At 72.0% G+C, this 22,730-nt stretch carries 21 protein-coding genes and 1 pseudogene; 15 read left to right on the top strand and 7 right to left on the bottom strand.

Features of this window, described 5'->3' with window-relative positions; translation table 11 throughout:
• Nucleotides 1-36: 36 nt before the first annotated feature.
• Together FPV26_RS11615 and FPV26_RS11610 are read right to left on the bottom strand one after the other, a co-directional pair.
• Nucleotides 37-522: a hypothetical protein gene (locus FPV26_RS11615; protein WP_147654044.1), complete on the bottom strand. Its 486-nt coding sequence runs from the start codon at nucleotides 520-522 to the stop codon at nucleotides 37-39.
• Between the two features lie 67 nt (nucleotides 523-589).
• Nucleotides 590-3,859 (bottom strand): LAGLIDADG family homing endonuclease, encoded by a 3,270-nt coding sequence (locus FPV26_RS11610; RefSeq protein WP_147654043.1) that lies wholly within the window; start codon nucleotides 3,857-3,859, stop codon nucleotides 590-592.
• Nucleotides 3,860-4,280: 421 nt separating this feature from the next.
• On the opposite strand from FPV26_RS11610, the gene FPV26_RS11605 reads away from it, so the two are divergent.
• From FPV26_RS11605 to FPV26_RS11545, 13 genes are all read left to right on the top strand, one after another.
• On the top strand, nucleotides 4,281-5,711 hold the full coding sequence (locus FPV26_RS11605) for a Do family serine endopeptidase (protein ID WP_147654042.1): 1,431 nt from the start codon (nucleotides 4,281-4,283) through the stop codon (nucleotides 5,709-5,711).
• 116 nt (nucleotides 5,712-5,827) lie between these two features.
• Nucleotides 5,828-6,196 (top strand): hypothetical protein, encoded by a 369-nt coding sequence (locus FPV26_RS11600; RefSeq protein ID WP_147654072.1) that lies wholly within the window; start codon nucleotides 5,828-5,830, stop codon nucleotides 6,194-6,196.
• 55 nt (nucleotides 6,197-6,251) lie between these two features.
• A complete protein-coding gene (locus FPV26_RS11595; RefSeq protein WP_147654041.1) occupies nucleotides 6,252-6,743 on the top strand; it encodes a phage holin family protein in 492 nt (163 codons plus the stop codon).
• Between the two features lie 7 nt (nucleotides 6,744-6,750).
• On the top strand, nucleotides 6,751-7,113 hold the full coding sequence (locus tag FPV26_RS11590; protein ID WP_147654040.1) for a hypothetical protein: 363 nt from the start codon (nucleotides 6,751-6,753) through the stop codon (nucleotides 7,111-7,113).
• Nucleotides 7,110-8,228 carry an AI-2E family transporter gene (locus tag FPV26_RS11585; protein WP_147654039.1) on the top strand — a complete coding sequence of 373 codons (1,119 nt, stop codon included), beginning with the start codon at nucleotides 7,110-7,112 and terminating at the stop codon, nucleotides 8,226-8,228. The genes FPV26_RS11590 and FPV26_RS11585 overlap by 4 nt, the downstream gene beginning before the upstream one ends.
• Nucleotides 8,229-8,283: 55 nt before the next feature.
• Entirely contained in the window at nucleotides 8,284-9,000 is a 717-nt protein-coding gene (locus FPV26_RS11580; protein WP_147654038.1) for an HAD family hydrolase, read from the top strand.
• Nucleotides 8,997-10,370 carry a leucyl aminopeptidase family protein gene (locus FPV26_RS11575; protein WP_147654037.1) on the top strand — a complete coding sequence of 458 codons (1,374 nt, stop codon included), beginning with the start codon at nucleotides 8,997-8,999 and terminating at the stop codon, nucleotides 10,368-10,370. Before FPV26_RS11580 ends, FPV26_RS11575 begins: the two co-directional genes overlap by 4 nt.
• Before the next feature lie 148 nt (nucleotides 10,371-10,518).
• Nucleotides 10,519-11,097, top strand: coding sequence for a hypothetical protein (locus FPV26_RS11570; RefSeq protein WP_147654036.1), 579 nt, complete (start codon nucleotides 10,519-10,521; stop codon nucleotides 11,095-11,097).
• Nucleotides 11,094-11,393, top strand: coding sequence for a winged helix-turn-helix domain-containing protein (locus FPV26_RS11565; protein ID WP_147654035.1), 300 nt, complete (start codon nucleotides 11,094-11,096; stop codon nucleotides 11,391-11,393). The genes FPV26_RS11570 and FPV26_RS11565 overlap by 4 nt, the downstream gene beginning before the upstream one ends.
• A 97-nt stretch (nucleotides 11,394-11,490) precedes the next feature.
• The gene (locus FPV26_RS11560; protein WP_147654034.1) at nucleotides 11,491-12,750 is read left to right on the top strand and encodes an efflux RND transporter periplasmic adaptor subunit; all 1,260 of its coding nucleotides are present in this window, start codon (nucleotides 11,491-11,493) and stop codon (nucleotides 12,748-12,750) included.
• Nucleotides 12,751-12,790: 40 nt separating this feature from the next.
• Nucleotides 12,791-13,483, top strand: a complete 693-nt coding sequence (locus FPV26_RS11555; protein ID WP_147654071.1) for an ABC transporter ATP-binding protein — start codon at nucleotides 12,791-12,793, stop codon at nucleotides 13,481-13,483.
• A 19-nt stretch (nucleotides 13,484-13,502) separates the two neighbouring features.
• Nucleotides 13,503-14,660 (top strand): ABC transporter permease, encoded by a 1,158-nt coding sequence (locus FPV26_RS11550; protein ID WP_147654033.1) that lies wholly within the window; start codon nucleotides 13,503-13,505, stop codon nucleotides 14,658-14,660.
• A gap of 12 nt (nucleotides 14,661-14,672) precedes the next feature.
• Nucleotides 14,673-15,989: an ABC transporter permease gene (locus tag FPV26_RS11545; RefSeq protein ID WP_147654032.1), complete on the top strand. Its 1,317-nt coding sequence runs from the start codon at nucleotides 14,673-14,675 to the stop codon at nucleotides 15,987-15,989.
• A gap of 13 nt (nucleotides 15,990-16,002) precedes the next feature.
• On the opposite strand, the gene yedA is transcribed toward FPV26_RS11545, so the two are convergent.
• From yedA to FPV26_RS11520, 5 genes are all read right to left on the bottom strand, one after another.
• Nucleotides 16,003-16,941 carry a drug/metabolite exporter YedA gene (gene yedA, locus FPV26_RS11540; protein WP_147654031.1) on the bottom strand — a complete coding sequence of 313 codons (939 nt, stop codon included), beginning with the start codon at nucleotides 16,939-16,941 and terminating at the stop codon, nucleotides 16,003-16,005.
• Nucleotides 16,942-17,074: 133 nt separating this feature from the next.
• Nucleotides 17,075-19,255 (bottom strand): carboxy terminal-processing peptidase, encoded by a 2,181-nt coding sequence (locus FPV26_RS11535; RefSeq protein ID WP_147654030.1) that lies wholly within the window; start codon nucleotides 19,253-19,255, stop codon nucleotides 17,075-17,077.
• A 199-nt stretch (nucleotides 19,256-19,454) separates the two neighbouring features.
• A complete protein-coding gene (gene lipA, locus FPV26_RS11530) occupies nucleotides 19,455-20,459 on the bottom strand; it encodes a lipoyl synthase (RefSeq protein ID WP_147654029.1) in 1,005 nt (334 codons plus the stop codon).
• A gap of 79 nt (nucleotides 20,460-20,538) precedes the next feature.
• Entirely contained in the window at nucleotides 20,539-21,258 is a 720-nt protein-coding gene (lipB, locus tag FPV26_RS11525) for a lipoyl(octanoyl) transferase LipB (RefSeq protein WP_425473100.1), read from the bottom strand.
• Nucleotides 21,255-21,533, bottom strand: coding sequence for a DUF493 family protein (locus FPV26_RS11520; RefSeq protein ID WP_147654027.1), 279 nt, complete (start codon nucleotides 21,531-21,533; stop codon nucleotides 21,255-21,257). Before FPV26_RS11520 ends, lipB begins: the two co-directional genes overlap by 4 nt.
• A gap of 308 nt (nucleotides 21,534-21,841) precedes the next feature.
• Between FPV26_RS11520 and FPV26_RS11515 the strand changes: the two genes are divergently transcribed.
• Nucleotides 21,842-22,441, top strand: a complete 600-nt coding sequence (locus FPV26_RS11515; RefSeq protein ID WP_147654026.1) for a hypothetical protein — start codon at nucleotides 21,842-21,844, stop codon at nucleotides 22,439-22,441.
• Nucleotides 22,438-22,730 (top strand): annotated as a pseudogene (locus FPV26_RS11510) (XVIPCD domain-containing protein); the annotation flags it as partial. The gene FPV26_RS11515 and the pseudogene FPV26_RS11510, both read left to right, overlap by 4 nt.

Below are 22,730 nucleotides of genomic sequence, written 5' to 3'. Positions count from 1 at the left end.
CCCGGCGCGGCGCGCCCGGAGGACGGCGGGAACGGATCAGCGCCTGCGCGCGGCCTTCTTCGCGGCCTTGCGCGGGGCGGCCTTGCGGGCGGCCTTCTTCGCCGGCGCCTTGCGGGCGGTTTTCTTCGCCGCCTTGCGCACGGCCTTGCGGGCGGCCTTCTTCACCGCCTTCTTGGCCGTCTTCTTCGCCGGCGCCGCCTTCTTCACGGCCTTCCTGGCGGTCTTCTTCGCGGCCTTCTTTGCCGCCTTTTTCGCGACCTTCTTCGCCGTCTTCCCGGCCGCGCCCTTGCGCTGCAGCGCGGCGGCCTCCTTCTTCGCCGCGGCGCTGGCGGCGGCGAGGGTCTTCTTGGCCGTGCGCACGGCCCTGGCGGCGGTCTTGCGGGCCTTGCGCGCCACTTCCTTGGCGCCCTCGACCGCGGCGCCGGCCTTCTCGGCCACCGCGCTGCCGACTTCCTGCGCCTTCTCGACCACCGTTTCCGCGGCGTTGGTCAGGGTCGCCGTCACCCCATTGCCGTTGGTCATATGCCCTCCCGGGGCGTCATCAGGGAACCACGCATGCGTTATACGCCGAAATCGCGGCGCCGGCGCCTCAGAACTTGCCGTAATAGCCCTCTTTCAGCGCGTCGAACAGGTTGGCGGCGGTGTGCACCTCGCCGTCGTATTCGATCTCCTCGTTGCCCTTCACCTCGATCACGCTGCCGTCCTCGAGCTCGAAGCGGTAGAGCGTGTTCTCCAGGTCCTTCTCCTTGACCAGCACGCCCTGGAACGCGGCCGGGTTGAAGCGGAAGGTGGTGCAGCCCTTCAGCCCCTGCTGGTAGGCGTAGCGGTAGATGTCCTTGAAGTCCTCGTACGGGTAGTCGGTGGGGACGTTCGCGGTCTTGGAGATCGAGGAATCCACCCACTTCTGCGCCGCGGCCTGCACGTCCACGTGCTCCTTCGGGGTGATGTCGTCGGCGCTGATGAAGTAGTCGGGCAGCCTGGCTTCCGGGTCGTCGGAGAACGGCATCGCCTTCGGGTTGACCAGGTGGCGGTAGGCAAGCAGCTCGTAGCTGTACACGTCCACCTTCTCCTTGGTCTTCTTGCCCTCGCGGATCACGTTGCGGCTGTAGTGGTGCGCGAACGAGGGCTCGATGCCGTTGGAGGCGTTGTTGGCGAGCGAGAGCGAGATCGTGCCGGTGGGCGCGATCGAGCTGTGGTGGGTGAAGCGGGCGCCCTGCTCGGCCAGCTTCGCGACCAGCTCCGGGGCGACGCCGGCGATGCGCTGCATGTAGCGCGAGTACTTCGCGTGCAGCACCTTGCCCTTGATCCTCTGCCCGACCTTCCAGCCGTCGCGCTTCATCTCCGGGCGCTTGCGCAGCATCTCGGCGGTGACCTCGAACTCCTCCTCCATGATCGGCGCCGGGCCCTTTTCCTCCGACAGCGACAGGGCCACCTCCCAGCCGGCCAGCGCCATCTCGCGGGCCACGCGCTCGGTGAACTCGCACGACTCCTTCGAGCCGTACTTCATGCGCAGCATGGTCATGGTGCTGCCCAGGCCGAGGAAGCCCATGCCGTGGCGACGCTTGCGCAGGATCTCGGCGCGCTGCTGTTCCAGCGGCAGGCCGTTGACCTCGACCACGTTGTCGAGCATGCGCGTGAACACGCGCACGACCTCCTTGTACTCCTCCCAGTCGAAGGACGCCTCCGCGGTGAACGGCCTGCGCACGAACTTGGTCAGGTTGACCGAGCCGAGCAGGCAGGCGCCGTAGGGCGGCAGCGGCTGCTCGCCGCAGTTGTGGGCATGCAGGCCGTTGGCGTCGAAGGTATTGATCCCCGGCACCTGGACGTCGAACACGTCCTCGATGCCGTCGTTTACCACCGCGTGCACAGTGGCGACGAAGCGCTCACGGTTGAGGTTGCGGCGATAGTTCGTGAGCACAGCCTTCAGGCGTGCGGCCTTGGCTGCATCGGCGAAACCCACGCGCTCGGCAAAAACGGCCACGTTGTCGCCAGCGATCACCAGCTCATGCTGGGCGGCCGTGGGATAAGCGCGCCGAGCGCCGTGCCCGTCGGGAAGCACGGCTTCACCTGGCTGACGACGGTTGCGATAGATCGCCGAGGCGATACCCAGGCGCAGCAACATGCGCTGCACGGCCTCGAGGCGCGGCAGGTCGGACTGCGACAGGCGCACGCTGACACCCTTGTCCTGGCGGCCCTGCACGCTGCCGTCGGCATCGAACAGGCCGCGCAGGAATCCGCGATGGAAATCGCTCGAAGTCTTCTCGAGCGCGGGAGTGATCGTCTTGTTGCCTGGCTTCATGCCGAACGCGAACGCGAGGTCGCGCAGCGCGGCGGACTTGAGGCGGAACTCGTTGCGTCCGGCCACCTCGGTCCAGCCGACGAAGTCGCTGCGGTGCGGCAAGCGCTTGGCGCACCGCAGCGCCTCGTCCATCAGGGCGACCGGCGCCGGCGTGCCGACGTTCGCCGCCACTGCCGGAGCCCACACCGACAGCACGCCCGCGTCGGCCTTGAGTGTGCCGTCGCCGACCAGCAGGCCCAGCAGGAAGCCTTCCTCGAAGGTGTGAGCTCCTTGCCACTCGGCGCCGTCACGATGGTTGTTGAGAAGAACGCGGTCGCCCGGCTGCAGTCGCCCCGCCTCACACCATTCCGTGCGCACCGACCAGCGAGTCAACTGCGTGACGCGCCGCACGCGATGGTCTGCAGTGAGCCGCAGCGCATGGCCCTCGACGGTCTGCAGGCGCACGACCGGCTTTGTCGCGGTGCGGAAGAAGCCTGCGGCGCCAGTGGCATGGTCGCGCCCGTCCACACGCGCGAGGAACGGCGTGCCGAGCAAATCGGCGACTTGACGCGGGCCCTCGCCGGTCTGGACCCAAGTTTCGGCCGTCACGCAGGGGTTGGTGGCGCGGATGTTCTCGCACCACCAGTTGTTGTTCATCTCGTTGACGCGGTCGATCAGGATGAAGCCGGGCTCGGCGTAGTCGTACGTCGAGACCATGATCATGTCCCACAGGTGGCGGGCCCTGACGTGGCCGTAGACCTTGCAGGCGACCATGCCGTCGTCGCGGACGATGTAGTTGCGCTTGCTCGGCCACTCGCGCCAGACCACCTGGGCGGGGTCGGAGAGGTCGTACTCGGCGGCCTCCTGCTCGCTGAGCGGGAACACCAGCGGCCAGTCGGCGTCGGCCTCGACCGCGCGCATGAAGTCGTCGGTGATCAGCAGCGAGAGGTTGAACTGGCGCAGGCGGCCGTCCTCGCGCTTGGCGCGGATGAAGTCGCGCACGTCCGGATGGGAGACGTCGAAGGTGCCCATCTGCGCGCCGCGGCGGCCGCCGGCGGAGGAGACGGTGAAGCACATCTTGTCGTAGATGTCCATGAAGGACATCGGGCCGGAGGTGTAGGCGCCGGCGCCGGCGACGAAGGCGCCCCTGGGGCGCAGGGTCGAGAACTCGTAGCCGATGCCGCAGCCGGCCTTCAGGGTCAGGCCGGCCTCGTGCACCTTCTGCAGGATGCCGTCCATCGAGTCCTCGATGGTGCCGGAGACGGTGCAGTTGATGGTGCTGGTGGCAGGCTTGTGCTCCTGGGCGCCGGCGTTGGAGGTGATGCGGCCGGCGGGGATGGCGCCGCGGCGCAGGGCCCACAGGAAGCGCTCGTACCAGTACTTGCGCTTCTCCGGGGTGGGCTCGGCCTCGGCCAGGGCGCGGGCCACGCGCTGGTAGGTGCCGTCGATGTCGGCATCCAGCGGCACGCCCTGCTTGGTCTTGAGCCGGTACTTCTTGTCCCAGATGTCGAGCGACGCGGGCTGCATCGGGATCTCGGGGGCCGTGTCCATCTTCACCGCCTCTAGCCGCACCGTGCTCATCTTGTGCCTGTCTCCTGTTCGGTGGCGCGAAGGGCCGCGCCGAGGGTGGATCCATCGAAGCCCTGGCCGGCCGGCGACGGCGACGCGCCCGCGCGCGGGCGCCGTCGCGGCGCCGCGTCAGGGGGTCTTGCTCGGCCGTTCGGCTGGCCCTGCTCCGGTCATGCGCGCCTCCCCGCCGGGCGCCTGATCCATGCAGAAAACCCCTAGTCCTGGGTTCCCGTCATGGCACCACCACAAGATCTTGTGGCAGTGGCGGGAGGTCACGCTACTCCCGACCCGCGGGGGTGTCAACGGCGGGAGCGCGCGGGCGAGGACAGCCGCGGCGCAAGATGGCCGTCCACGTGGGCGCGGGCTTGGACTGCGCCGGCCGCGCCACCATTTCACATTGCCGCCACCTGCGTCCCCGAGACTGAGGACCCCGATGCGTCCACGCACCACCACCCTGCTCGCCCTGACCCTGGCCGCCGCGTTCGGCGGCTTCGCCGCGACCTGGCTGCGCGACGGCGTGGAGACCCCGGCCGTGGCCGCGCCGGCCGCCGGCGTCGAGACCCGGGTGGTGGCCGCACTGCCAGGCGCAGTCGAAGGCCAGCCGCTGCCCTCGCTGGCGCCGATGCTGCAGCGGGTGATCCCGGCGGTGGTCAGCGTGCACACCCGGCAGCGGGTGCGGGTGAGCCCGTTCGGCAACGACCCCATCTTCCGCCGCATGTTCCCGGAGCTGATCCAGGAACGGATCAACCAGTCGCTCGGCTCGGGCGTGATCGTGGACGCGCAGCGCGGGCTGGTGCTGACCAACCACCACGTGATCGAGGGCGCCGACGAGGTTTCGGTGACGCTGGCTGACGGTCGCGAACTGCGCGCCGAGTTCGTCGGCTCCGACCCCGACACCGACATCGCGGTGATGCGGATCCCGGCGCAGGACCTGACCGCGCTGCCGCTGGCCAACTCCGACCAGCTCAAGGTCGGCGACTTCGTGGTCGCGGTCGGCAACCCGTTCGGGTTCTCGCAGACGGTGACCTCGGGCATCGTCTCGGCGGTCGGCCGCAGCGGGATTCCGGGCCTGGGCTACCAGAACTTCATCCAGACCGACGCCTCGATCAACCCGGGCAACTCCGGCGGCGCGCTGGTCAACCTGCGCGGCGAGCTGGTCGGGATCAACACCGCCACCTTCAACCCGCAGGGCAGCCGCGCCGGCGCGATCGGCCTGGGCTTCGCCATCCCCTCGAACCTGGCCGGCAACGTGATGCGGCAGCTGGTCAGCACCGGCGAGGTGCGGCGCGGCGCGCTCGGCGTGGAGACGCAGTCGGTGGACGCGCGGCTGGCGCAGGCGCTCGGACTGGAGGTGCCGCGCGGGGCGGTGGTCACGCGCGTGTACCCGGGCTCGGCCGCGGCCGCGGCCGGGCTGCAGCCGGGCGACGTGATCCTGGCCGCGAACGGCCAGCGCATCGACGACGCCGGCGCGCTGCACAACTTCGAGGGCCTGCAGCCGGTCGGCACCCGGGTGGCGCTGGAGCTGCGCCGCGACGGCCGGCCACTGACCCTGCAGGCCACCTTGCGCGAGCAGCCGCGCAGCTACCCGGGCGAAGCGCTCGATCCGCGCCTGGCCGGCGCCACCTTCGCCGAGCTGCCCGAACGCCTGCGCCAGGCCGGGTTGCGCGGCGTGCTGGTGGCGGAGGTGGAACGCAGCAGCCGCGCCGCACGCAACGGGCTGCGCGCCAACGACGTGGTACTGGCCGCGAGCAGCGGCCCGTTCGCCGACCTGGCCGGCTTCCGCGCCGGCTTCGCCCGCCCGCCGGAGCTGCTGGTGCTGCGCGTGCTGCGCGGCAACGTGCGCGGCGACCTCACGATGCAGTAACCGGCCGCAGCGCAGGCTGCGGATCATGGCCCCCCAGCGAAGGTAAGGAGCACGCGATGAACCCCGATACGCCCCGTGGTACCCCGTCCGGCACCGGCGTTCCCGCCGCGGAAGGCATGGGCGCGCCGACGCCCCCGGCGGAGGCCCTGAAGAGCCACCTCGGCGAGGCCGGCAGCCACCTGCGCCAGGCCGCCAGCGCGGCCGGCAGCGCCCTGCGCGAGGCCGCCACCGCCGCCGGCGACGAACTGCGCCTGGGCAAGGCGCAGGTGAAGTCCGAACTCGCCGACGGCGCGGTCGCCGGCCTGTCCGCCGCCGAGGATCTGGGCGCGGTCGGCCGCGAACAGTTCGACCGCCTCGCGCACAAGGGCCGCGACCTGCTCGACAGCGCCGCCGAGCTGATCCGCGAGCGGCCGCTGGCCGCGTTCGGCGTGGCCTTCGCCGCCGGCTGGTTGATCGCGCGGCTCTCGCGCGGCAGCCGGGAGTAGCGCGCGGGCCCCGCGCCGGCAATGATGCGCAGATCCCCCTGCGCGGAGGCCGAGCATGGCGCATCGCAACGGCGACCCCGGACCCGCGCCGGAGGCCGCGCCCGACTTCGCCGAATCACTGCGCCAGGTCGGCGCAGCCGGACGTGCCAGCGCGGGCGCGGCCCAGGACGCGCTGAAGGCGCTGCGCGCGCTGGTCGCGGCGGATCTCGCCCTGGCCCGCAGCGCGTTCGGGCGCAGCCTCGCCTGCACCGGCCTGGCGATCGCGTTCGGCGGCTCGGCCTGGCTGCTGCTGGTGACCGCACTGATGGCCTGGCTGGCCCAGGACCTGGGCTGGCCGTGGTCGCGCGCGTTGCTGCTGGCCGCGGGCCTGAGCCTGGTGGTCACCGGCCTGGCCGCGTGGCGCGCGGTGCGCTATTTCGACCACACCCGGCTCGCCGCCACCCGCCGCCAGCTGGCGCGGCTCGGCCGGGGCGAGCCGGAACCGGCAGCGGAACCGGCGAGCGCGTCCGCCGCGGCGCCCGACACCGACTCCACGCCGCCGCCGTGAACCGCCGATGCGCTTCGAACAGCTGATCGCCAAGGTGCAGCAGGCCGAACGCGCGCTCGAGGCGCAGCAGCGGTGCGCGGCCGCGGACTGGCGCCAGTTGCGCGGCGCATGGCGCACGCTGTGGACGCCATGGCGCATCGTGCTGGCCGGCTTCGCCGCCGGTTTCGTCGCCGGCCGCCGCCGGCCCTCGCCGGCGGCGATGGACGGGCTGATGCGCCTGCTGACCACGCTGGCCGGCCTGTTCGCCGGCACCCAGGCGCGGGCCGCGGCCGCGGAGGCCGAACAGGCCGCGCAGCACGCGGAAACCGCCGCCGCGCACGCACCGCCGGCCGACACGCCCGCGCCGGCGACGGAATCCACCCAGGCATGAACGACCACGGGGCCACGTCTTCCGCCGCGTCCGCGTCCGCGCCGGCCGCCGAACCGCACGAGGCGCCGCCGCCGCGCCCGCGCGCGCCGGCCGCGGTGGTGGTGCTGGCGGTGCTCGCGGTCGGCTACACCCTGTGGCTGGCCCAGGACCTGCTGCTGCCGGTGCTGCTGGCGATGTTCTTCGCCCTGGTCGGCAATCCGATCATCCGCCTGCTGCAGAAGCTGTGGCTGCCGCGGTTCCTCGCCGCGCTGCTGGTGCTCGGGCTCGGCATCGCCGGCGCCGGCCTGCTCGGCGCGCAGCTGGCGCAGCCGGCCGGCGAGTGGCTGCGCCAGGCGCCGCGCGAGTTGCGCGACCTGGCCCCGCGCCTGCGCAAGCTGACCGCGCCGGTGCAGGAGGCCAACCGCGCCGCCGAGAACATCGCCCGCGCCGCCGGCGGCGAATCCGCCCGCCAGGTGCCGGTGGTGCGCGCCGAGACCCGCGACCCGTGGCGCGCGCTGGTCGCCACGCCGAAGCTGCTGGCCTCGGTGTTCGCGGTGGTGCTGCTGACCTTCTTCTTCATGGTCTACGGCGAGAGCCTGCAGCGGAACGCGATCGCGCTGCTGCCGGGCCGGCAGCAGAAGAAGCTCACGGTCGAGATCCTGCAGGCGATCGAGCGCGAAATCTCGCGCTACGTGCTCACCATCAGCGTGATCAACGCGGTGGTGGGGCTGGTGTACGCGGCGCTGCTGCGGTTCGTGCTGCAGGTGCCGCTGGACGAGGCGCTGCTGTGGGGCACGATGGTGGCGCTGCTCAACTTCGCGCCCTACGTCGGCCCGCTGATCGGCCTGAGCGTGATGCTGCTGATGGGTTTTTTGAGCTACGACGCGCTCGGCCAGTCGCTGCTGCCGGCGCTGCTGTACCTGGGCCTGCACACGCTCGAGGGCCAGATCGTCACCCCGATCGTGCTCGGCCGGCGCATGGCGCTCTCGCCGCTGGTGCTGATCCTGGCGCTGATGCTGTTCGGCACCCTGTGGGGGATCGTCGGCCTGCTGCTGGCGGTGCCGCTGCTGGTGTGCGTGAAGCTGGTGCTGGTGCGGCTGGAGGGGATGGAGGGCTGGGCGAGGCTGCTGGAATGACGGCCCGCCGCCCGCGCCCGGGCCCGGGCCGGCGCGCCCCGGTAGAATCGCCCCCGTGAGCTTCCCGCTGCGCGCCATCACCCTCGACCTCGACGACACCCTGTGGCCGTTCCCGCCGGTCGGGGCGCGCGCCGAGGCGGCCATGCACGCCTGGCTGCTGGAGCATTGCCCGCGCACCGCCGCGCGCTTCCCGCCCGAGGCGATGCGCGCGCTGCGCATGGAGCTCAACGCCGAGCATCCCGAGCGCATGCACGACCTCAGCTTCATGCGCAAGCTCACCCTGGCCCACGCGCTGCGCCTGGCCGGCGACGACCCGGCGCACGCCGAGCCCGCGTTCGCGGTGTTCTTCGCCGCGCGCAACCAGGTCGAGTGCTATCCCGACACCCACGCCGCGCTGGCGCGGCTGTCGGCGCGGCTGCCGCTGTTCGCGCTCAGCAACGGCAACGCCGACCTCGAGCGGATCGGCCTGGCCGTGCATTTCCGCGGCGGCCTGAGCGCCTGCGAGCACGGCCGGCCGAAACCCTCGCCCTGCATCTTCCACGCCGCCTGCATGCGCCTCGAAGCCGAGCCGCACCAGGTGCTGCACGTGGGCGACAGCGTCGAGCTCGACGTGCTCGGCGCGCAGCGCGCCGGCCTGCGCAGCTGCTGGCTCAACCGCGAGGGCGAGCCCTGGCCCGACGGGCACCCGCGCCCGGACCTCGAATTCCCCACCCTCGCCGCGCTGGCCGACTGGCTCGACGCGCACGCCTTCCGCAACGAGCTCGCCGCATGAGCCTGCCGCCCGGATTCACCGCCGCCGCCACCTCCAGCCGCCCCCTGCACTGCCTCGACCGCGCCAGCTTCGACGCCTGGTGCGCGCGCCAGCCTGCCGCCGTGCGCGCCTGGCTGCAGGCGCAGGGCTTCGCCGCCGCGCCGGGCAGCTGCGCGCTGCTGCCGGGCGCGGACGGCCTGGCCGGCGCGGTGCTCGGCATCGGCGACCCGCTCGATCCGTTCGCCTACGCGCACGCGCCGGCCGCGCTGCCGGCGGGCGACTGGCACCTGGCCGAAGCACCCGCCGCCGACACCCTGCGCGCGCTGCAGCTCGGCTGGGGCCTGGGCAGCTACCGCTTCGACCGTTACAAGCGCGCCGCGCGCGAGCCGGCGCGGCTGGTCCTGGCCACGCCCGACGCCGAGACGCTGGCGGTGCTCGCCGCCTGCACCCGCGTGCGCGACCTGGTCAACACCCCGACCGAGCACATGGGCCCCGAGCAGCTCGAGCAGGTGGTGCGCGCGATCGGCGAGCGCCACGGCGCACAGGTGGAGGTGGTCGCGGGCGATGCGCTGCTGGCGCAGAACTACCCGGCGATCCACGCCGTCGGCCGCGCCTCGCACCGCGCGCCGCGCCTGCTCGCGCTGCACTGGGGCGAGGCCGCGCATCCGCACGTGGCGATCGTCGGCAAGGGCGTGTGCTTCGACACCGGCGGCCTGGACCTCAAGCCGGCCGACGGCATGCGCAACATGAAGAAGGACATGGGCGGCGCCGCGCACGCGATCGCGCTGGCCGAGCTGGTGATGGCGCGCGCGCTGCCGCTGCGCATCACCCTGCTGGTGCCCGCGGTCGAGAACGCGCTCGGCCCGGACGCATACCGCCCCGGCGAGGTGATCGCCACCCGCGCCGGGGTCAGCGTCGAGATCGACAACACCGACGCCGAAGGGCGGGTGGTGCTGTGCGATGCGCTCACCCGCGCGGGCGAACTCGGCCCGGCGCTGATCCTCGACTTCGCCACCCTCACCGGCGCCGCGCGCGTGGCGCTCGGCCCCGACCTGCCGGCGCTGTACGGCAACGACGACGCCCTGGCCCAGGCCTGGCTCGAGGCCGGCACGCGCGAGCGCGACCCGCTGTGGCGGATGCCGCTGTGGCGGCCGTACCTGCGCTACCTCACCAGCCACATCGCCGACCTGGCCAACGCCGGCGCCTCGAAGATGGCCGGCAGCATCACCGCCGCGCTGTACCTCGAACGCTTCGTGCCCGAGGGCCTGCCGTGGGCGCACCTGGACGTGTACGCCTGGAACGACAGCGACCGCCCCGGCCGCCCCGCCGGCGGCGAAGCCCAGGGCCTGCGTGCGGCGTATGCGATGTTGAAGGCGCGCTGCGCGGGGTGAGTCGCAAGCGCGGGTTCCCGCGCGCAGGCGGCGCCAGCGGCGCCCGAGCACCACGATCGTGACCAGAGACAGGACGGCGATGGCTCGCAGCGGGTTGACAACTCTATTTTTCAGAGTACTCTGCTGACATCAATCCCGGAGCGCCGCCATGTCTCCCAGCGACCGCCTGCAGCAGGACCTGGCCTACGTCGCCAGCGCCGTGCGCCACCACGAGCGCACGGCCGGCGTGCCTGCGATCTATTTCCTGTGGGCCGCGGTCATCGCGGTCGGCTTCGCCCTGCCCGACGTCGCCCCGCGCCAGGCCGGCCCGTTCTGGCTGGTCGCCGGGCCCGGCGGCGGGCTGCTGAGCTGGTGGCTGGCCGCGCGCGCCGAGCGCCGGCGCGGCGTCAACGACGTGGCCACCGGCCGCCGCCACGGTCTGCACTGGCTGATCGGCGGCGCGGGCTTCCTGCTCGTGGCTCTGCCGGCACTCGCCGGCCGCGTGTCCGGCGCCGACGCCGCGCCGGGCTTCCTGCTCGTGGCCGGCCTGCTGTACGCGCTGGCCGGCGTGCACCTGGAGCGGCCGCTGCTGTGGAGCGGGCTGCTGATGCTCGTCGCCTATGCGGTGCTGGTGCTGTTCGCGCCGCCCTACGCCTGGACGCTCACCGGCGCGACCATCGCCCTCGCCCTGGCCTGGGCCGGCCTGTGGGCGCGCCGCGTGCGCGTCGCGGAGGCGGCGGCGCCGTGAAAGCGCTCGACGGCCTCGACCCGGCGCTCGAACACCGCGTGCGGCTGGCGATCTGCGTGCTACTCGCGCGCCACGGCGAGATCAGCTTCGCCGCGTTCAAGCAGCAACTCGACCTCACCGACGGCAACCTCGGCGCGCAGCTGCGCCGGCTCGAGGACGCGGGCTACCTCGCCCTGCGCCGCGATTTCGTCGAGCGCAAGCCGGTCACCTGGTACCGGCTGACCGCGGCCGGCCGCAAGGCCCTGGACCGCCACCTGCGCGCGCTGCGCGAGGTGATCGGCGCGGCCGGCGGATGAGCGCGCCGGGACCGCGGCAAGTGTTGACTTCCGGCAGGATGGCAATGGCTGCGGAGGCCGGTCACACTGGGCGCCCCGATCACGTCACGGAAGCGAGATGAGCGAACAGGCCGAACTCCTGCGCCAGCTGCGCATAGACCGCAACGCCGCGCCGCCGCCGGACCGGCGGCGCTGGCTGTGGGCGGGCGGGATCGCCGCCGGCGCGCTGCTGCTGGCGGTGGGCGGCTGGCTTGCGTTCGGCCGCGACCGCGCGGTCACGGTGCGCACCGCGGAGGCGATCGCGATCGGCGAGGGCGGCGGCAACGCGGCGGTGCTCGATGCCACCGGCTACGTGGTCGCGCGGCGCATGGCCACGGTCTCGGCCAAGGTCACCGGGCGCGTGCGCGAGGTGCTGATCGAGGAAGGCCATCAGGTCGCCGCCGGCCAGGTGCTGGCCACGCTCGACCCGGTGGACGCCGACGCCCAGCGCGACCTCGCCGCCGCGCAACTCGCCGCCGCGCGCAGCCAGATCGCGAGCGTGCAGGCGCAACTGCGCGAGGCCGAGGCCAACGCCGCGCGCCTGAGCGGGCTGGTGCGGCAGCAGCTGGTGTCGCAGGCGCAGTACGACCAGGCGGTGGCGCAGCGCGACGCGCTGCGCGCGCAGCGGTCCGCCGCGCAGCGCAACGCCCAGGTCGCCGCGGCGCAGCTGCGCCTGGCCGACCAGGGCGTGGACAACACCGTGGTGCGCGCGCCGTTCGCCGGCGTGGTGATCGCCAAGGCCGCGCAGCCGGGCGAGATCGTCTCGCCGCTGTCGGCCGGCGGCGGCTTCACCCGCACCGGCATCGGCACGATCGTGGACATGGACTCGCTCGAGGTCGAGGTGGACGTGGGCGAGGCCTACATCGGCCGGGTCAAGCCGGAGATGCCGGTCGAGGCCGTCCTGAACGCCTATCCGCAGTGGAAGATCCCGGGCCGGGTGATCGCGATCATCCCCGCCGCCGACCGCAGCAAGGCCACGGTCAAGGTGCGCATCGCGCTCGACGTGCGCGATCCGCGCATCGTGCCCGACATGGGCGTGCGGGTGAGCTTCCTGGAGCAGCGCCCGGCGCGGCAGGCGCAACGGCCGGCCGGGGTGCTGGTGCCGGCGGCGGCGCTCGCCCGCCGCGACGGCCGCGACGTGGCCTTCGTCGTGGCCGAAGGCCGTGCGCGGCAGCGCGCGGTGACGCCCGGGCGCGAGCTCGGCGAGGACCGCGAGGTGCTCGCCGGCATCGCCGGCGGCGAGCGCGTGGTCCTGGATCCGCCCGAGACGCTGGCCGACGGCGCGCGTGTGCGCACCGCCGACGAAGACGCAGACGCAACCCCCGAGCGCGGGGAATGAGGAGCGAAGCATGAGCGCGTACGAACCCGAGATGTCCGGCATGGCGCCGCTGGTCAGCATCCGCGACCTGCACAAGACCTACCGCCGCGGCCCGGAGACGGTGGACGTGCTGCACGGCCTGGACCTGGACATCGCCGAGGGCGATTTCGTGGCCCTGATGGGCCCGTCGGGCTCGGGCAAGACCACGCTGCTGAACCTGATCGGCGGGCTCGACACGCCCACCGGCGGCACGATCGAAGTCGCCGGCCAGCGCATCGACCAGCTCGGCTCCGGCCAGCTCGCGCAGTGGCGCAGCCGCAACGTCGGCTTCGTGTTCCAGTTCTACAACCTGATGCCGACCCTGACCGCGCTCAAGAACGTGGAGCTGCCGCTGCTGCTCACGCCGCTGTCGGCCGCGCACCGCCGCCGCAACGCCGAGATCGCGCTGGAGCTGGTGGGGCTCAAGGACCGCATCAAGCACCGGCCGTCGGAACTGTCCGGCGGCCAGCAGCAGCGCGTGGCGATCGCGCGCGCGATCGTCTCCGACCCGCGCCTGCTGATCTGCGACGAGCCCACCGGCGACCTCGACCGGGCCTCGGCCGAGGAGATCCTGACCCTGCTGCAGCGGCTCAACCGCGAGCACGGCAAGACCATCGTGATGGTCACCCACGACCCGAAGGCGGCCGAGTACGCCACCCACACCCTGCACCTCGACAAGGGCACGCTGGTCGAGCAGGTGCGACGCGCGGCCTGACCCGGCCACGGAGGCAGCCATGAAATACCTTCCGCTGATCTGGGCCGCGCTGTTCCGCAGCAGAACGCGCACCATCCTGACCCTGCTCTCGGTGGTCACCGCGTTCCTGCTGTTCGGCCTGCTCGACGCGGTGCGGGTGGCGTTCAATTCCAGCGCCAACGTCGCCGGCTACGACCGCCTGATCGTGGCCTCGCGCCTGTCCATCACCCAGATGCTGCCCTACAGCCTGTCCTCCAGGATCGAGCAGGTGCCGGGGGTGAAGCAGGTGGTGCACGCGGCCTGGTTCGGCGGCATCTACCGCGACGCGCGCGGCTTCTTCCCCAACTTCTCGGTCGGCCCGGGCTTCTTCCAGATCTACCCCGAGTACGAGATCTCCCCCGCGCACCTGAAGGCGTTCGAGAACACCCGGAACGGTGCCGTGGTCGGCGCCTCGCTGGCCGAGCGCAACGGCTGGAAGATCGGCGACACCATCCCGCTGCAGGCCACCATCTTCCCGACCCGCGGCAGCAACACCTGGGAGTTCAAGCTGGTCGGCACGTTCCGGCTCAAGGAGCACAAGCGCCGCGGCGAGGAGAACCAGCTGATGTTCCGCTGGGACTACTTCGACGAGGCCAACGACTTCGTCAAGGGCCGGGTCGGCTGGTACGTCGTCAAGCTCGAGGATCCGAACCGCGCCGACCAGGTCGCGCGCGCGATCGACGCGCTCAGCGAGAACTCCGACCACGAGACCAAGACCCAGAGCGAGCAGGCGTTCAACCAGGCCTTCGTCAGGCAGTTCGCCGACGTGGGCATGATCGTCAGCGCGATCATGGGCGCGGTGTTCTTCACCCTGCTGCTGCTGACCGGCAACACCATGGCGCAGGCGGTGCGCGAGCGCATCCCGGAGCTGGCGGTGCTCAAGACGATCGGCTTTTCCAACCGCGCGGTGCTGTGCCTGGTGCTGGCCGAGTCGGTGCTGCTGGTCGCGCTCGGCGGCCTGGCCGGGCTGCTGCTCGCGGCGCTGGTGATCCCGGCGATCGCGGCCGCCAGCGGCGGCGTGGTCCAGCTCGACACGGTGCCGACGGAGACCTGGGCGATCGGCGTGGCGGTGATGCTGGCGATCGGCGTGGCGGTGGGGCTGCTGCCGGCGTTGCGCGCGATGCGGCTGAGCATCGTGGACGCGCTGGCCGGACGCTGAGGAGGACAGGACATGAAGCGGATCGGGAAGTGGCTGGGCAACCTCGGCGCGACGCTGGCGCTGGTCGCCGGCCTGGTGGCGTGGATCCGGTTGCCATGGTGGGGCGTGCTCGCGGCCGCGGTCGCGCTCGTGCTGTGGCTGCTGCTGACCCGGCGCGGGCAGCAGGCGCTGGCGGTGGCCGACGTCGGCGTGCGCAGCCTGCCGCAGCGCTGGGGCGCCTCGAGCGTGGTGGTGATCGGCATCGCCGGCGTGGTCGGCGTGCTGGTGGCGATGCTGGCGATGGGCGCCGGCTTCGAGCAGACGCTCAAGCAGACCGGTGACGAGGCCACCGCGATCGTGCTGCGCGGCGGCTCGCAGGCCGAGACCAACTCGGTCATCACCCGCGACCAGGTGCCGCTGATCGGCAGCCTGCCCGGGATCGCGCGCAATGCCGACGGCACCCCGGCGCTCTCGCCCGAGCTGTCGCAGGTGGTCAACCTGGTCACCCGCGCCGACGGCACCGACGCCAACGCCCAGTTCCGCGGCGTGGGCGAGGCGGCGTGGCGGATCCGGCCGCAGATCCGGATCGTCGAGGGCCGCCGCTTCACCCCGGGCAAGCGCGAGATCGTGGTCGGGCGCGGCGCGCAGCGGCAGTACGTGGGCCTGGACGTGGGCAGCCGGATCGAGCTGGCCAACCAGGAGTGGACCGTGGTCGGCGCGTTCGTCTCCGGCGATTCGCACGAATCGGAACTGTGGGCCGACGCCGAGACACTGGCCTCGACCTACCAGCGCCAGTCCTACCAGTCGGTGACCGCGCGCCTTCTCGGCAAGGACGGACTCAAGCGGCTGAAGGCGGCGATGGCGGCCGACCCGCGCCTGAAGCTGGACGTGATGACCACGCGCGACTACTACGCGCGCCAGTCCGAGGGCCTGACCCGGCTGATCCGCATCCTCGGCATCGTGATCGGCGCGATCATGGCGGTGGGCGCGGTGTTCGGCGCGCTCAACACCATGTACGCCGCGGTCGCCACCCGCGCGCGCGAGATCGCCACGCTGCGCGCGCTCGGCTTCCGCGGCCTGCCGGTGGTGGTGGCGGTGATGCTGGAGACGATGCTGCTGGCGCTGCTCGGCGGCCTGCTCGGCGGCGCGCTCGCCTGGCTGCTGTTCAACGGCTACAGCGTGTCCACCCTCAGCGGCAACTTCAGCCAGGTCGTGTTCCAGTTCCGGGTCTCGCCGGAACTGCTGTGGACCGGGCTGAAGTGGGCGCTCGGCATCGGCCTGGTCGGCGGCCTGTTCCCGGCCCTGCGCGCGGCGCGGCTGCCGGTGACCGAGGCGTTGCGCGCGGCCTGACGCGCGCGGCGGCTCAGGCCGTTTCCTCCGCGGGCTTGGCGTCGGCCCGCGCCGGCTTCGGCGCGCGCGTCTTGGCCAGCGTGATCAGCACCACCCCGGCCAGGATCACCACCATCGCGCCCAGGTCGGCGGCGCTGAAGCGCTCGCGCGCGAGCCAGGCGCCGAGCACGACCGCGATCGCGGGATTGACGTAGGCGTAGCTGCCGGCCAGCGCCGGGCGCACGTGGTGCAGCAGCCAGACGTAGGCGGAAAAGCCGACGATCGAGCCGAACACCACCAGGTAACCGACCGCGAACAGGCCCTTCGCCGTCGGCCACGCATCCAGGTGCTCGCCGAACGCCACGCCGGCGGCGAGCATCAGCACGCCGGCACACAGCATCTGCGCGGCCGAGGTCATGAACGGCGAGGGCAGGTCGCGGCCGCGGCTCCAGATCGAACCGAACGCCCACGCCAGCGGCGCGATCAGCAGTGCGACCAGGCCCTGCGGGCTCGCGCTCAGGGTGCCGCCGGCGTTGAGCCAGAGCACGCCGGCGAAACCGACCACCAGCCCGGACCATTCGAGCCGGTTCGGGCGCTGCCCGCGCATGGTCGCAAACAGGCCCATCCACAGCGGCGCGGAGGCGACCGCGACCGCGGCGATCCCGGAAGACACCGATTGCTGGGCGATGGTGACCATGCCGTTGCCCAGGCCGAGCAGCAGCGCACCCATGATCGCGGTGTTGCGCCACTGCGCGCCGCTCGGCGCCGGCTCGCCGCGCAGGCGCAGCGCGGCGTACATCAGGCCGCCGGCGAGCAGGAAGCGAACCCCCGCCATCAGCAGCGGCGGCCAGCCGCCCTCGAGGCCGAAGCGGATGCCGAGGTAGGTCGAGCCCCAGATCAGGTAGACCGCGGCCAGCGCGAGCGCGACGGCCAGGCCGCGCACGGGCGGGGAGGGGGGAAGGCGGGACGACATGGGGACCGCGATGACGGGGCGGTGGGGAGCGCCCTCGCTGTGGCCAGCCTAGCAGCCTGCTGAAAAACGCACATCCCGTGCGTGTCGCCGCTTCGTTGCCCCCACCCCGACCGTCCGGCCACGCCGGATCGGATCACTCGGCCCAATGGATCGCGTCGCGCGTGGCCGGCAACACTTGCGCGGTGAGCTTGCGGTCGGCCTCGAGCAGGTTGACCGCATCGGCCAGGATCGCCGCGGTCTCGCGCAGCAGCGGGTCGGGGCGCTGTTCGGCGAGCTTCTCGCGCGCCGCGTCCTCGGCCACGTTGCGCTCGCCGGCCTGCAGCCCGTCGTCGGCCTCGGCGTCGGCCAGCGGATCGAGCGCCAGGCCCAGCGCCTTGCGCGCTTCCTGCCGCGCCTTGCGCTTGGCCTCGAACGCATCGCGCTCGGCGCGGCGCGCGGCCTCGTTGAGCGTGACCCACTTGCGCTCGCGTTCCTCGCGGTACTGCGCCACGTCCTCGGCCCACCACTGGAACTCCTTGTCCTTCGCCACCCGCGCCTCGTGCAGCGCCTCGAGCCTGGGCACCAGCGGTGCGAAATTGCCGTAACGCATGTGGGGCACCGCCGCGATCCGCGTCCATGGCAGCGCATTCTCGTAGGTGCTCTCGCCGAACTCGCTCGCATCCACCGTCACCGGGAAGCGGATGTCGGGCACCACGCCCTTGTGCTGGGTGGAACCGCCGGCGACACGGAAGAACTGGGCCACGGTCAGCTTGAGCTGGCCATAGCGCGGCTGCTCGTTGGCCGGCCAGCGGTCGAGCGGCAGCAGGTTCTGCACCGTGCCCTTGCCGAAGCTGGGCTCGCCGATCACCAGGCCGCGGCCGTAATCCTGGATCGCGCCGGCGAAGATCTCCGAGGCCGAGGCCGAACCGCGGTTGATCAGCACCGCCAGCGGCCCGTCCCAGGCCACGCCGGGGTCGCGGTCGCTCTCCACCTGCACCCGGCCGCCGGACTCGCGCACCTGCACCACCGGGCCCTGATCGATGAACAGGCCGGTGAGCTCCACCGCCTCGGTCAGCGAGCCGCCGCCGTTGTTGCGCAGGTCCATCACCACCCCGTCCACCCGCTGCGCCTTGAACTGGCGCAGCAGCCGCGCCACGTCGCGCGTGGCCGAGGCGTAGTCGGCGCGGTTGAAGCGGCGGCCGTCGAAGTCCTGGTAGAAGGTGGGCAGCTTGATCACGCCGATGGTGCGCGCGGGCTGGTTGCCGCTGGCCGGGAGGCGGATGGTCTCGGCCTTGGCCGCCTGCTCCTCGAGCTTGATCTTGGCCCGGGTGAGCACGATCCGCACCGGCTTGGAGTCGAGCATGGCCTCGGCCGGCACCACGTCCAGCCGCACCTTGGTGTCCTTGGGGCCGCGGATCAGCGCGACCACGTCGTCGATGCGCCAGCCGACCACGTCCTTCATCTCGCCGGAGGCGCCCTGCCCCACAGCGACGATCCGGTCGCCGGTCTTGAGTTTGCCGCTGAGCGCGGCCGGGCCGCCCGGCACGATCTCGCGGATCACCACCACCTCGTCCTGCTTCTGCAGCACCGCGCCGATGCCCTCCAGCGACAGCGACATGGCCAGGTTGAAGTTCTCCGCGGTGCGCGGGGTGAAGTAGTCGGTGTGCGGATCGATCGAGCCGGCGTAGGCGTTCAGAAACACCTGGAACACGTCCTCGCCCTTGAGCTCGTCCACGCTGCGGGCCAGGTTGGCGTAGCGCTTGTCGAGGGTGGTGCGGATCTCGTCCGGCTTCTTGCCGGCGAGCTTGAGCCGCAGCCAGTCGTTGCGCACCGATTGCCGCCAGAGCGCGTCGAGCTCGGCACTGGTGGCGGCCCAGGGCGCGTCCTCGCGGTCGAACTCGTAGCGGTCGTCGCCGCCGAAGTCGAACATGTCCTGCTTGAGCAGCGCGCGCGCCCAGGCCACGCGCTCGTGCACGCGCTGCTTGTACAGGGCGAAGATCGCGTAGGCGGGCTCCAGCTCGCCGTTCTTGATCGCATCGTCGAGCGCGGTGCGGTACTGGGCGAAGCGGGCCACGTCCTGCGCGGTCAGGAACTGCTTGCCCGGATCGAGCGCCTCCAGGTAGCGGTCGAACACCTCCTGCGACAGGGCGTCGTCGAGCGGACGCGGGCGGTAGGCGAAGCGGCTGTCGGACAGGTACCCGTGCACCAGGCGCGCGGTGGTGGCCTGGTCGGCGGTGGGGCCGGCGGGCAGCGCGTCGCCGCGCGCGAGCAGCGCGAGCGGGGCGGTGAGGGCGAGGGCCAGCGACAGGGCCGGCAGGGTGTGGCTGAGCTTCATCGTCACTTCCGCGGCCGTGGGGGCCGTTCAGACAGGCTCGGGGGGAGGTCGGTTCCGCGACAGTGCCGGAAGTCCGGCCGCCGCGCGAGACGCCGCCACTGTACCGCGCGGCCGTGCGCCGAGGTGAACGCGAGCCGCCCGGCGGCGCAGCCGCGGGCGCGGACGGCGCCCCGTTCAGCCTGCGCCGGGCGCGCCGCGCTCAGGCGACGCCGGCCTCCATCGCCTGGCGGTCGGCGTGGTAGGAGCTGCGCACCAGCGGCCCGGAGGCGACGTGAGTGAAGCCGAGCGCGTAGCCGTAGGCCTCCAGCGCCTGGAACTCCTCCGGCGTCCAGTAACGCAGCACCGGATGATGGTGCGGGCTCGGCTGCAGGTACTGGCCGATGGTGACCATGTCCACGTCGTGCGCGCGCAGGTCCCGCAGGGTGGCCTGCACCTGCTCCAGGGTCTCGCCCAGGCCGAGCATGATGCCGCTCTTGGTCGGCAGCTGCGGGTGCTGGGCCTTGAACTTCTGCAGCAGGGTCAGCGACCACTGGTAGTCCGCGCCCGGGCGCACGTTGCGGTACAGGTCCGGCACGGTCTCGACGTTGTGGTTGAACACGTCGGGCGGGTTGGTCGCCAGGATCTCCAGCGCGCGCTCCATCCGGCCCTTGCCGCGGAAGTCGGGGGTCAGGATCTCGATCTTCGTGCCCGGGCTGAATTCGCGGATCTTCGCGATGCAGTCCACGAAGTGCCGGGCGCCGCCGTCGCGCAGGTCGTCGCGGTCCACCGAGGTGACCACCACGTAGCGCAGGCCCATGTCGGCGATGGTGCGCGCCAGGTTCAGCGGTTCCTCGGGGTCCGGCGGCTTGGGCCGGCCGTGGGCGACGTCGCAGAACGAGCAGCGCCGGGTGCACACGTCGCCCAGGATCATGAACGTGGCGGTGCCGTGGCCGAAGCACTCGTGGATGTTCGGGCAGCTCGCCTCCTCGCACACCGTCACCAGCCGGTTCTCGCGCAACCGGGCCTTGAGCCGCTGCACCGAGTTGTCGGCCGGGATCCGCACCCGGATCCAGGACGGCTTGCGCAGCACCGGCGCCTCCGCGAACTGCACCGGCGAACGCGCGATCTTGTCGCCGGCCAGCTGCTTGGCGCCGGGCTGCAGCGACGCGGGCGCCGGATCGCCGACGACGGCGAGCGGGATGGTCTTGCTGGCGATATCGGTCATGGTTTCTTTGCCACGGATGGACACGGCGGATGAACGCGGATAAAGCTTCCTTCCGTGCTTTGATCCGTGTGAATCGGTGTCAATCCGTGGCCTGATCGGGCGTTGGAGAGGCCAGCGTGGCCGCCACTGCCGGCCGGAGATCGAGAGCGAACTGGCGGGCGAGGTGGCCGACCAGGGCCGGCTTCACCGCCTCCAGGCTGGACGGGCCGCCCAAGTCTAGCATCGCGGTCACCTCCAGCCCGGCGTAGCCGCAGGGGTTGATGCGCCGGAACGGCTCCAGGTCCATGGCGATGTTGAAGGCCAGGCCGTGGAAGGCGCGGCCGCGGCGGACCCGGATCCCGAGCGCGGCGATCTTGGCCCCGTTCACGTAGACCCCCGGGGCGCCCTCGCGCCGCTCGCCGAGGATGTTCCAGTCGGCCAGGGTGTCGATCACCGCCTGCTCGATGCCGTGCACGTAGTCGCGCACGCCGATCCCGAGCCGGCGCAGGTCCAGCAGCGGATAGGCCACGATCTGGCCGGGGCCGTGGTAGGTGACCTGCCCGCCGCGGTCCACGTGCAGCACCGGGATCTCCCCCGGCAGCAGCACGTGCTCGCTGCGCCCGGCCTGGCCGAGGGTGAACACCGGCTCGTGCTCGACCAGCCACAGCTCGTCGAGCGTGTCGTCGTCGCGCGCGTCGGTGAAGCGCTGCATCGCCCGCCACACCGGCTCGTAGGGCTGGCAGCCGAGGTCGCGCAGCAGGCACGGGCGCAAGGCGCCCTTGCCCGGGGCCGCGGCAGGCGCGGGCCGGTCGGCGATCACAGCGTCCACTTCACGTCCGGATGCTCGCGCAGCAAACGGTGCGCGCGCTCGTATTCGGCCCGGCTCACCGCGCGGAAGCTGATCCGCACCGAGACGTAGCGGCCGTTGCTGGAGTAGCGCCAGTTCACCTGCCCCTCCAGCACCTCGATCCCGGCCCCGGCCAGCAGCGCCGGCAGCGCGGTTTCCAGGCCCACGCCGGCCGCGCCCATCGCCGACAGCTCGAACGTGCCGGGAAACTGGAAGCCGTGCTCGGGGTTGTCGGAACGGATCTGCATCGCGCGATTATGGGTTCGCTCCGGGGCGAACCCAAGGGCGCGGAGGGAATACGACGGCACGCGCCAGTCGCCTTGACAGGGCTGAATGGCCGCCGGTAAATGGCGGCGCGGGCCGCGGCCCCGCCGCTTGAAGGATTCGAGCCCGCCCGGAGCGACATGGATGTTGCCACTGCCCCACGCCCTCGCCGTGCCCCGCCGGCCAGCTCCGGCCCGCCCCATTCCGCCCGCACCCTCCGCCGCGCGCCGCACGGCACGGACGCGCGCGGCCACACCCTCGCCGCCCTGCCCGCCCTTCGCCCGTCACCGCCATGACCCCGCGCATCCCCCTCGTCCTCTGCCTGACCACGGCCCTGTCCGCCTCCGCCTGCGGCGCCACGTCCATGTCCACGCCCGAATACAAGCGCAACCCGGCTCCGCGCGAGCGGTACGAGATCACCGTGACGGTCGCGGATGCACCGGGGGCGTTCGAGGATGTCGAGGGGGTCATGCATTTCGAAGTCGGTGACGACTCCTGCGTTCCAAAGGATCCTGTCAGCGGAGTCAGGGTCAACCCCACCCAGCGCGTTCCTTTCCTGCTCTCCAGGATTGATGGCGACACTTACCGCGGCGTGATCCACACCGACTTGATGCAGGACGAGGACTATCACGGCCTGGGCCTGTGCAAATGGTCGCTCGATGCGGTGCAGGCCATGTTCAAGCATGGACAAACGTCGTTCCATGCGACCGCTCCGCTGGAACGGATCGAACGCGAACAGGCTGTGACCGCGACCTATTGGAGCGGGGACTATTTCCAGACAAGCCTCCCCGGCTACGCCGCCCTCGGCAAGCCGGACGGAACACACTACAGGCGTGACATCCAGGATGAACTCTTCACCATCACGATCCAAGCCAGGAAGGCGCAAGAATGACCATGACATCCAAGGACTATGCCCATCTCTCGGAAGATGCCTATGAAGACCGTCGCGCGGGGAAGGAACTGACGCTCAATGGTGTCGAGTACCGAGTGCTGGAGCACATCAACCGCCAATCCGGTTATCAGGGCACCATTTACTTGCGCACCGACACCAAACAGATCATCGTCGCCCATCGCGGCACGGAAGTGTCGGTCCGGGACGTCGTGGGCGCGGACGCCGGCATGGTACTCACCGGATTCAATGTCCAGGCGGGTGACGCGATCGCCTTCACCCGCCATGCGCT

It is taken from the genome of Vulcaniibacterium gelatinicum (genome assembly GCF_008033445.1).
Classification (GTDB): Bacteria; Pseudomonadota; Gammaproteobacteria; order Xanthomonadales; family Xanthomonadaceae; genus Vulcaniibacterium_B; species Vulcaniibacterium_B gelatinicum.
Note: the sequence above shows the minus strand (reverse complement) of the source record. Positions and strands in the feature narration are given on the sequence as shown.

Excerpts from the sequence above, each read along its gene's own strand:
- FPV26_RS11550 (WP_147654033.1), top strand. The coding sequence starts at position 13,503 with ATGAAATACCTTCCGCTGATCTGGGCCGCGCTGTTCCGCAGCAGAACG.
- FPV26_RS11590 (WP_147654040.1), top strand. The coding sequence starts at position 6,751 with ATGCGCTTCGAACAGCTGATCGCCAAGGTGCAGCAGGCCGAACGCGCG.
- FPV26_RS11585 (WP_147654039.1), top strand. The coding sequence starts at position 7,110 with ATGAACGACCACGGGGCCACGTCTTCCGCCGCGTCCGCGTCCGCGCCG.
- FPV26_RS11610 (WP_147654043.1), bottom strand. The coding sequence starts at position 3,859 with ATGAGCACGGTGCGGCTAGAGGCGGTGAAGATGGACACGGCCCCCGAG.
- lipA (WP_147654029.1), bottom strand. The coding sequence starts at position 20,459 with ATGACCGATATCGCCAGCAAGACCATCCCGCTCGCCGTCGTCGGCGAT.
- yedA (WP_147654031.1), bottom strand. The coding sequence starts at position 16,941 with ATGTCGTCCCGCCTTCCCCCCTCCCCGCCCGTGCGCGGCCTGGCCGTC.
- FPV26_RS11605 (WP_147654042.1), top strand. The coding sequence starts at position 4,281 with ATGCGTCCACGCACCACCACCCTGCTCGCCCTGACCCTGGCCGCCGCG.
- FPV26_RS11515 (WP_147654026.1), top strand. The coding sequence starts at position 21,842 with ATGACCCCGCGCATCCCCCTCGTCCTCTGCCTGACCACGGCCCTGTCC.
- FPV26_RS11545 (WP_147654032.1), top strand. The coding sequence starts at position 14,673 with ATGAAGCGGATCGGGAAGTGGCTGGGCAACCTCGGCGCGACGCTGGCG.
- FPV26_RS11555 (WP_147654071.1), top strand. The coding sequence starts at position 12,791 with ATGGCGCCGCTGGTCAGCATCCGCGACCTGCACAAGACCTACCGCCGC.
- FPV26_RS11600 (WP_147654072.1), top strand. The coding sequence starts at position 5,828 with ATGGGCGCGCCGACGCCCCCGGCGGAGGCCCTGAAGAGCCACCTCGGC.
- FPV26_RS11520 (WP_147654027.1), bottom strand. The coding sequence starts at position 21,533 with ATGCAGATCCGTTCCGACAACCCCGAGCACGGCTTCCAGTTTCCCGGC.
- FPV26_RS11615 (WP_147654044.1), bottom strand. The coding sequence starts at position 522 with ATGACCAACGGCAATGGGGTGACGGCGACCCTGACCAACGCCGCGGAA.
- FPV26_RS11575 (WP_147654037.1), top strand. The coding sequence starts at position 8,997 with ATGAGCCTGCCGCCCGGATTCACCGCCGCCGCCACCTCCAGCCGCCCC.
- FPV26_RS11595 (WP_147654041.1), top strand. The coding sequence starts at position 6,252 with ATGGCGCATCGCAACGGCGACCCCGGACCCGCGCCGGAGGCCGCGCCC.
- FPV26_RS11570 (WP_147654036.1), top strand. The coding sequence starts at position 10,519 with ATGTCTCCCAGCGACCGCCTGCAGCAGGACCTGGCCTACGTCGCCAGC.
- FPV26_RS11560 (WP_147654034.1), top strand. The coding sequence starts at position 11,491 with ATGAGCGAACAGGCCGAACTCCTGCGCCAGCTGCGCATAGACCGCAAC.
- FPV26_RS11535 (WP_147654030.1), bottom strand. The coding sequence starts at position 19,255 with ATGAAGCTCAGCCACACCCTGCCGGCCCTGTCGCTGGCCCTCGCCCTC.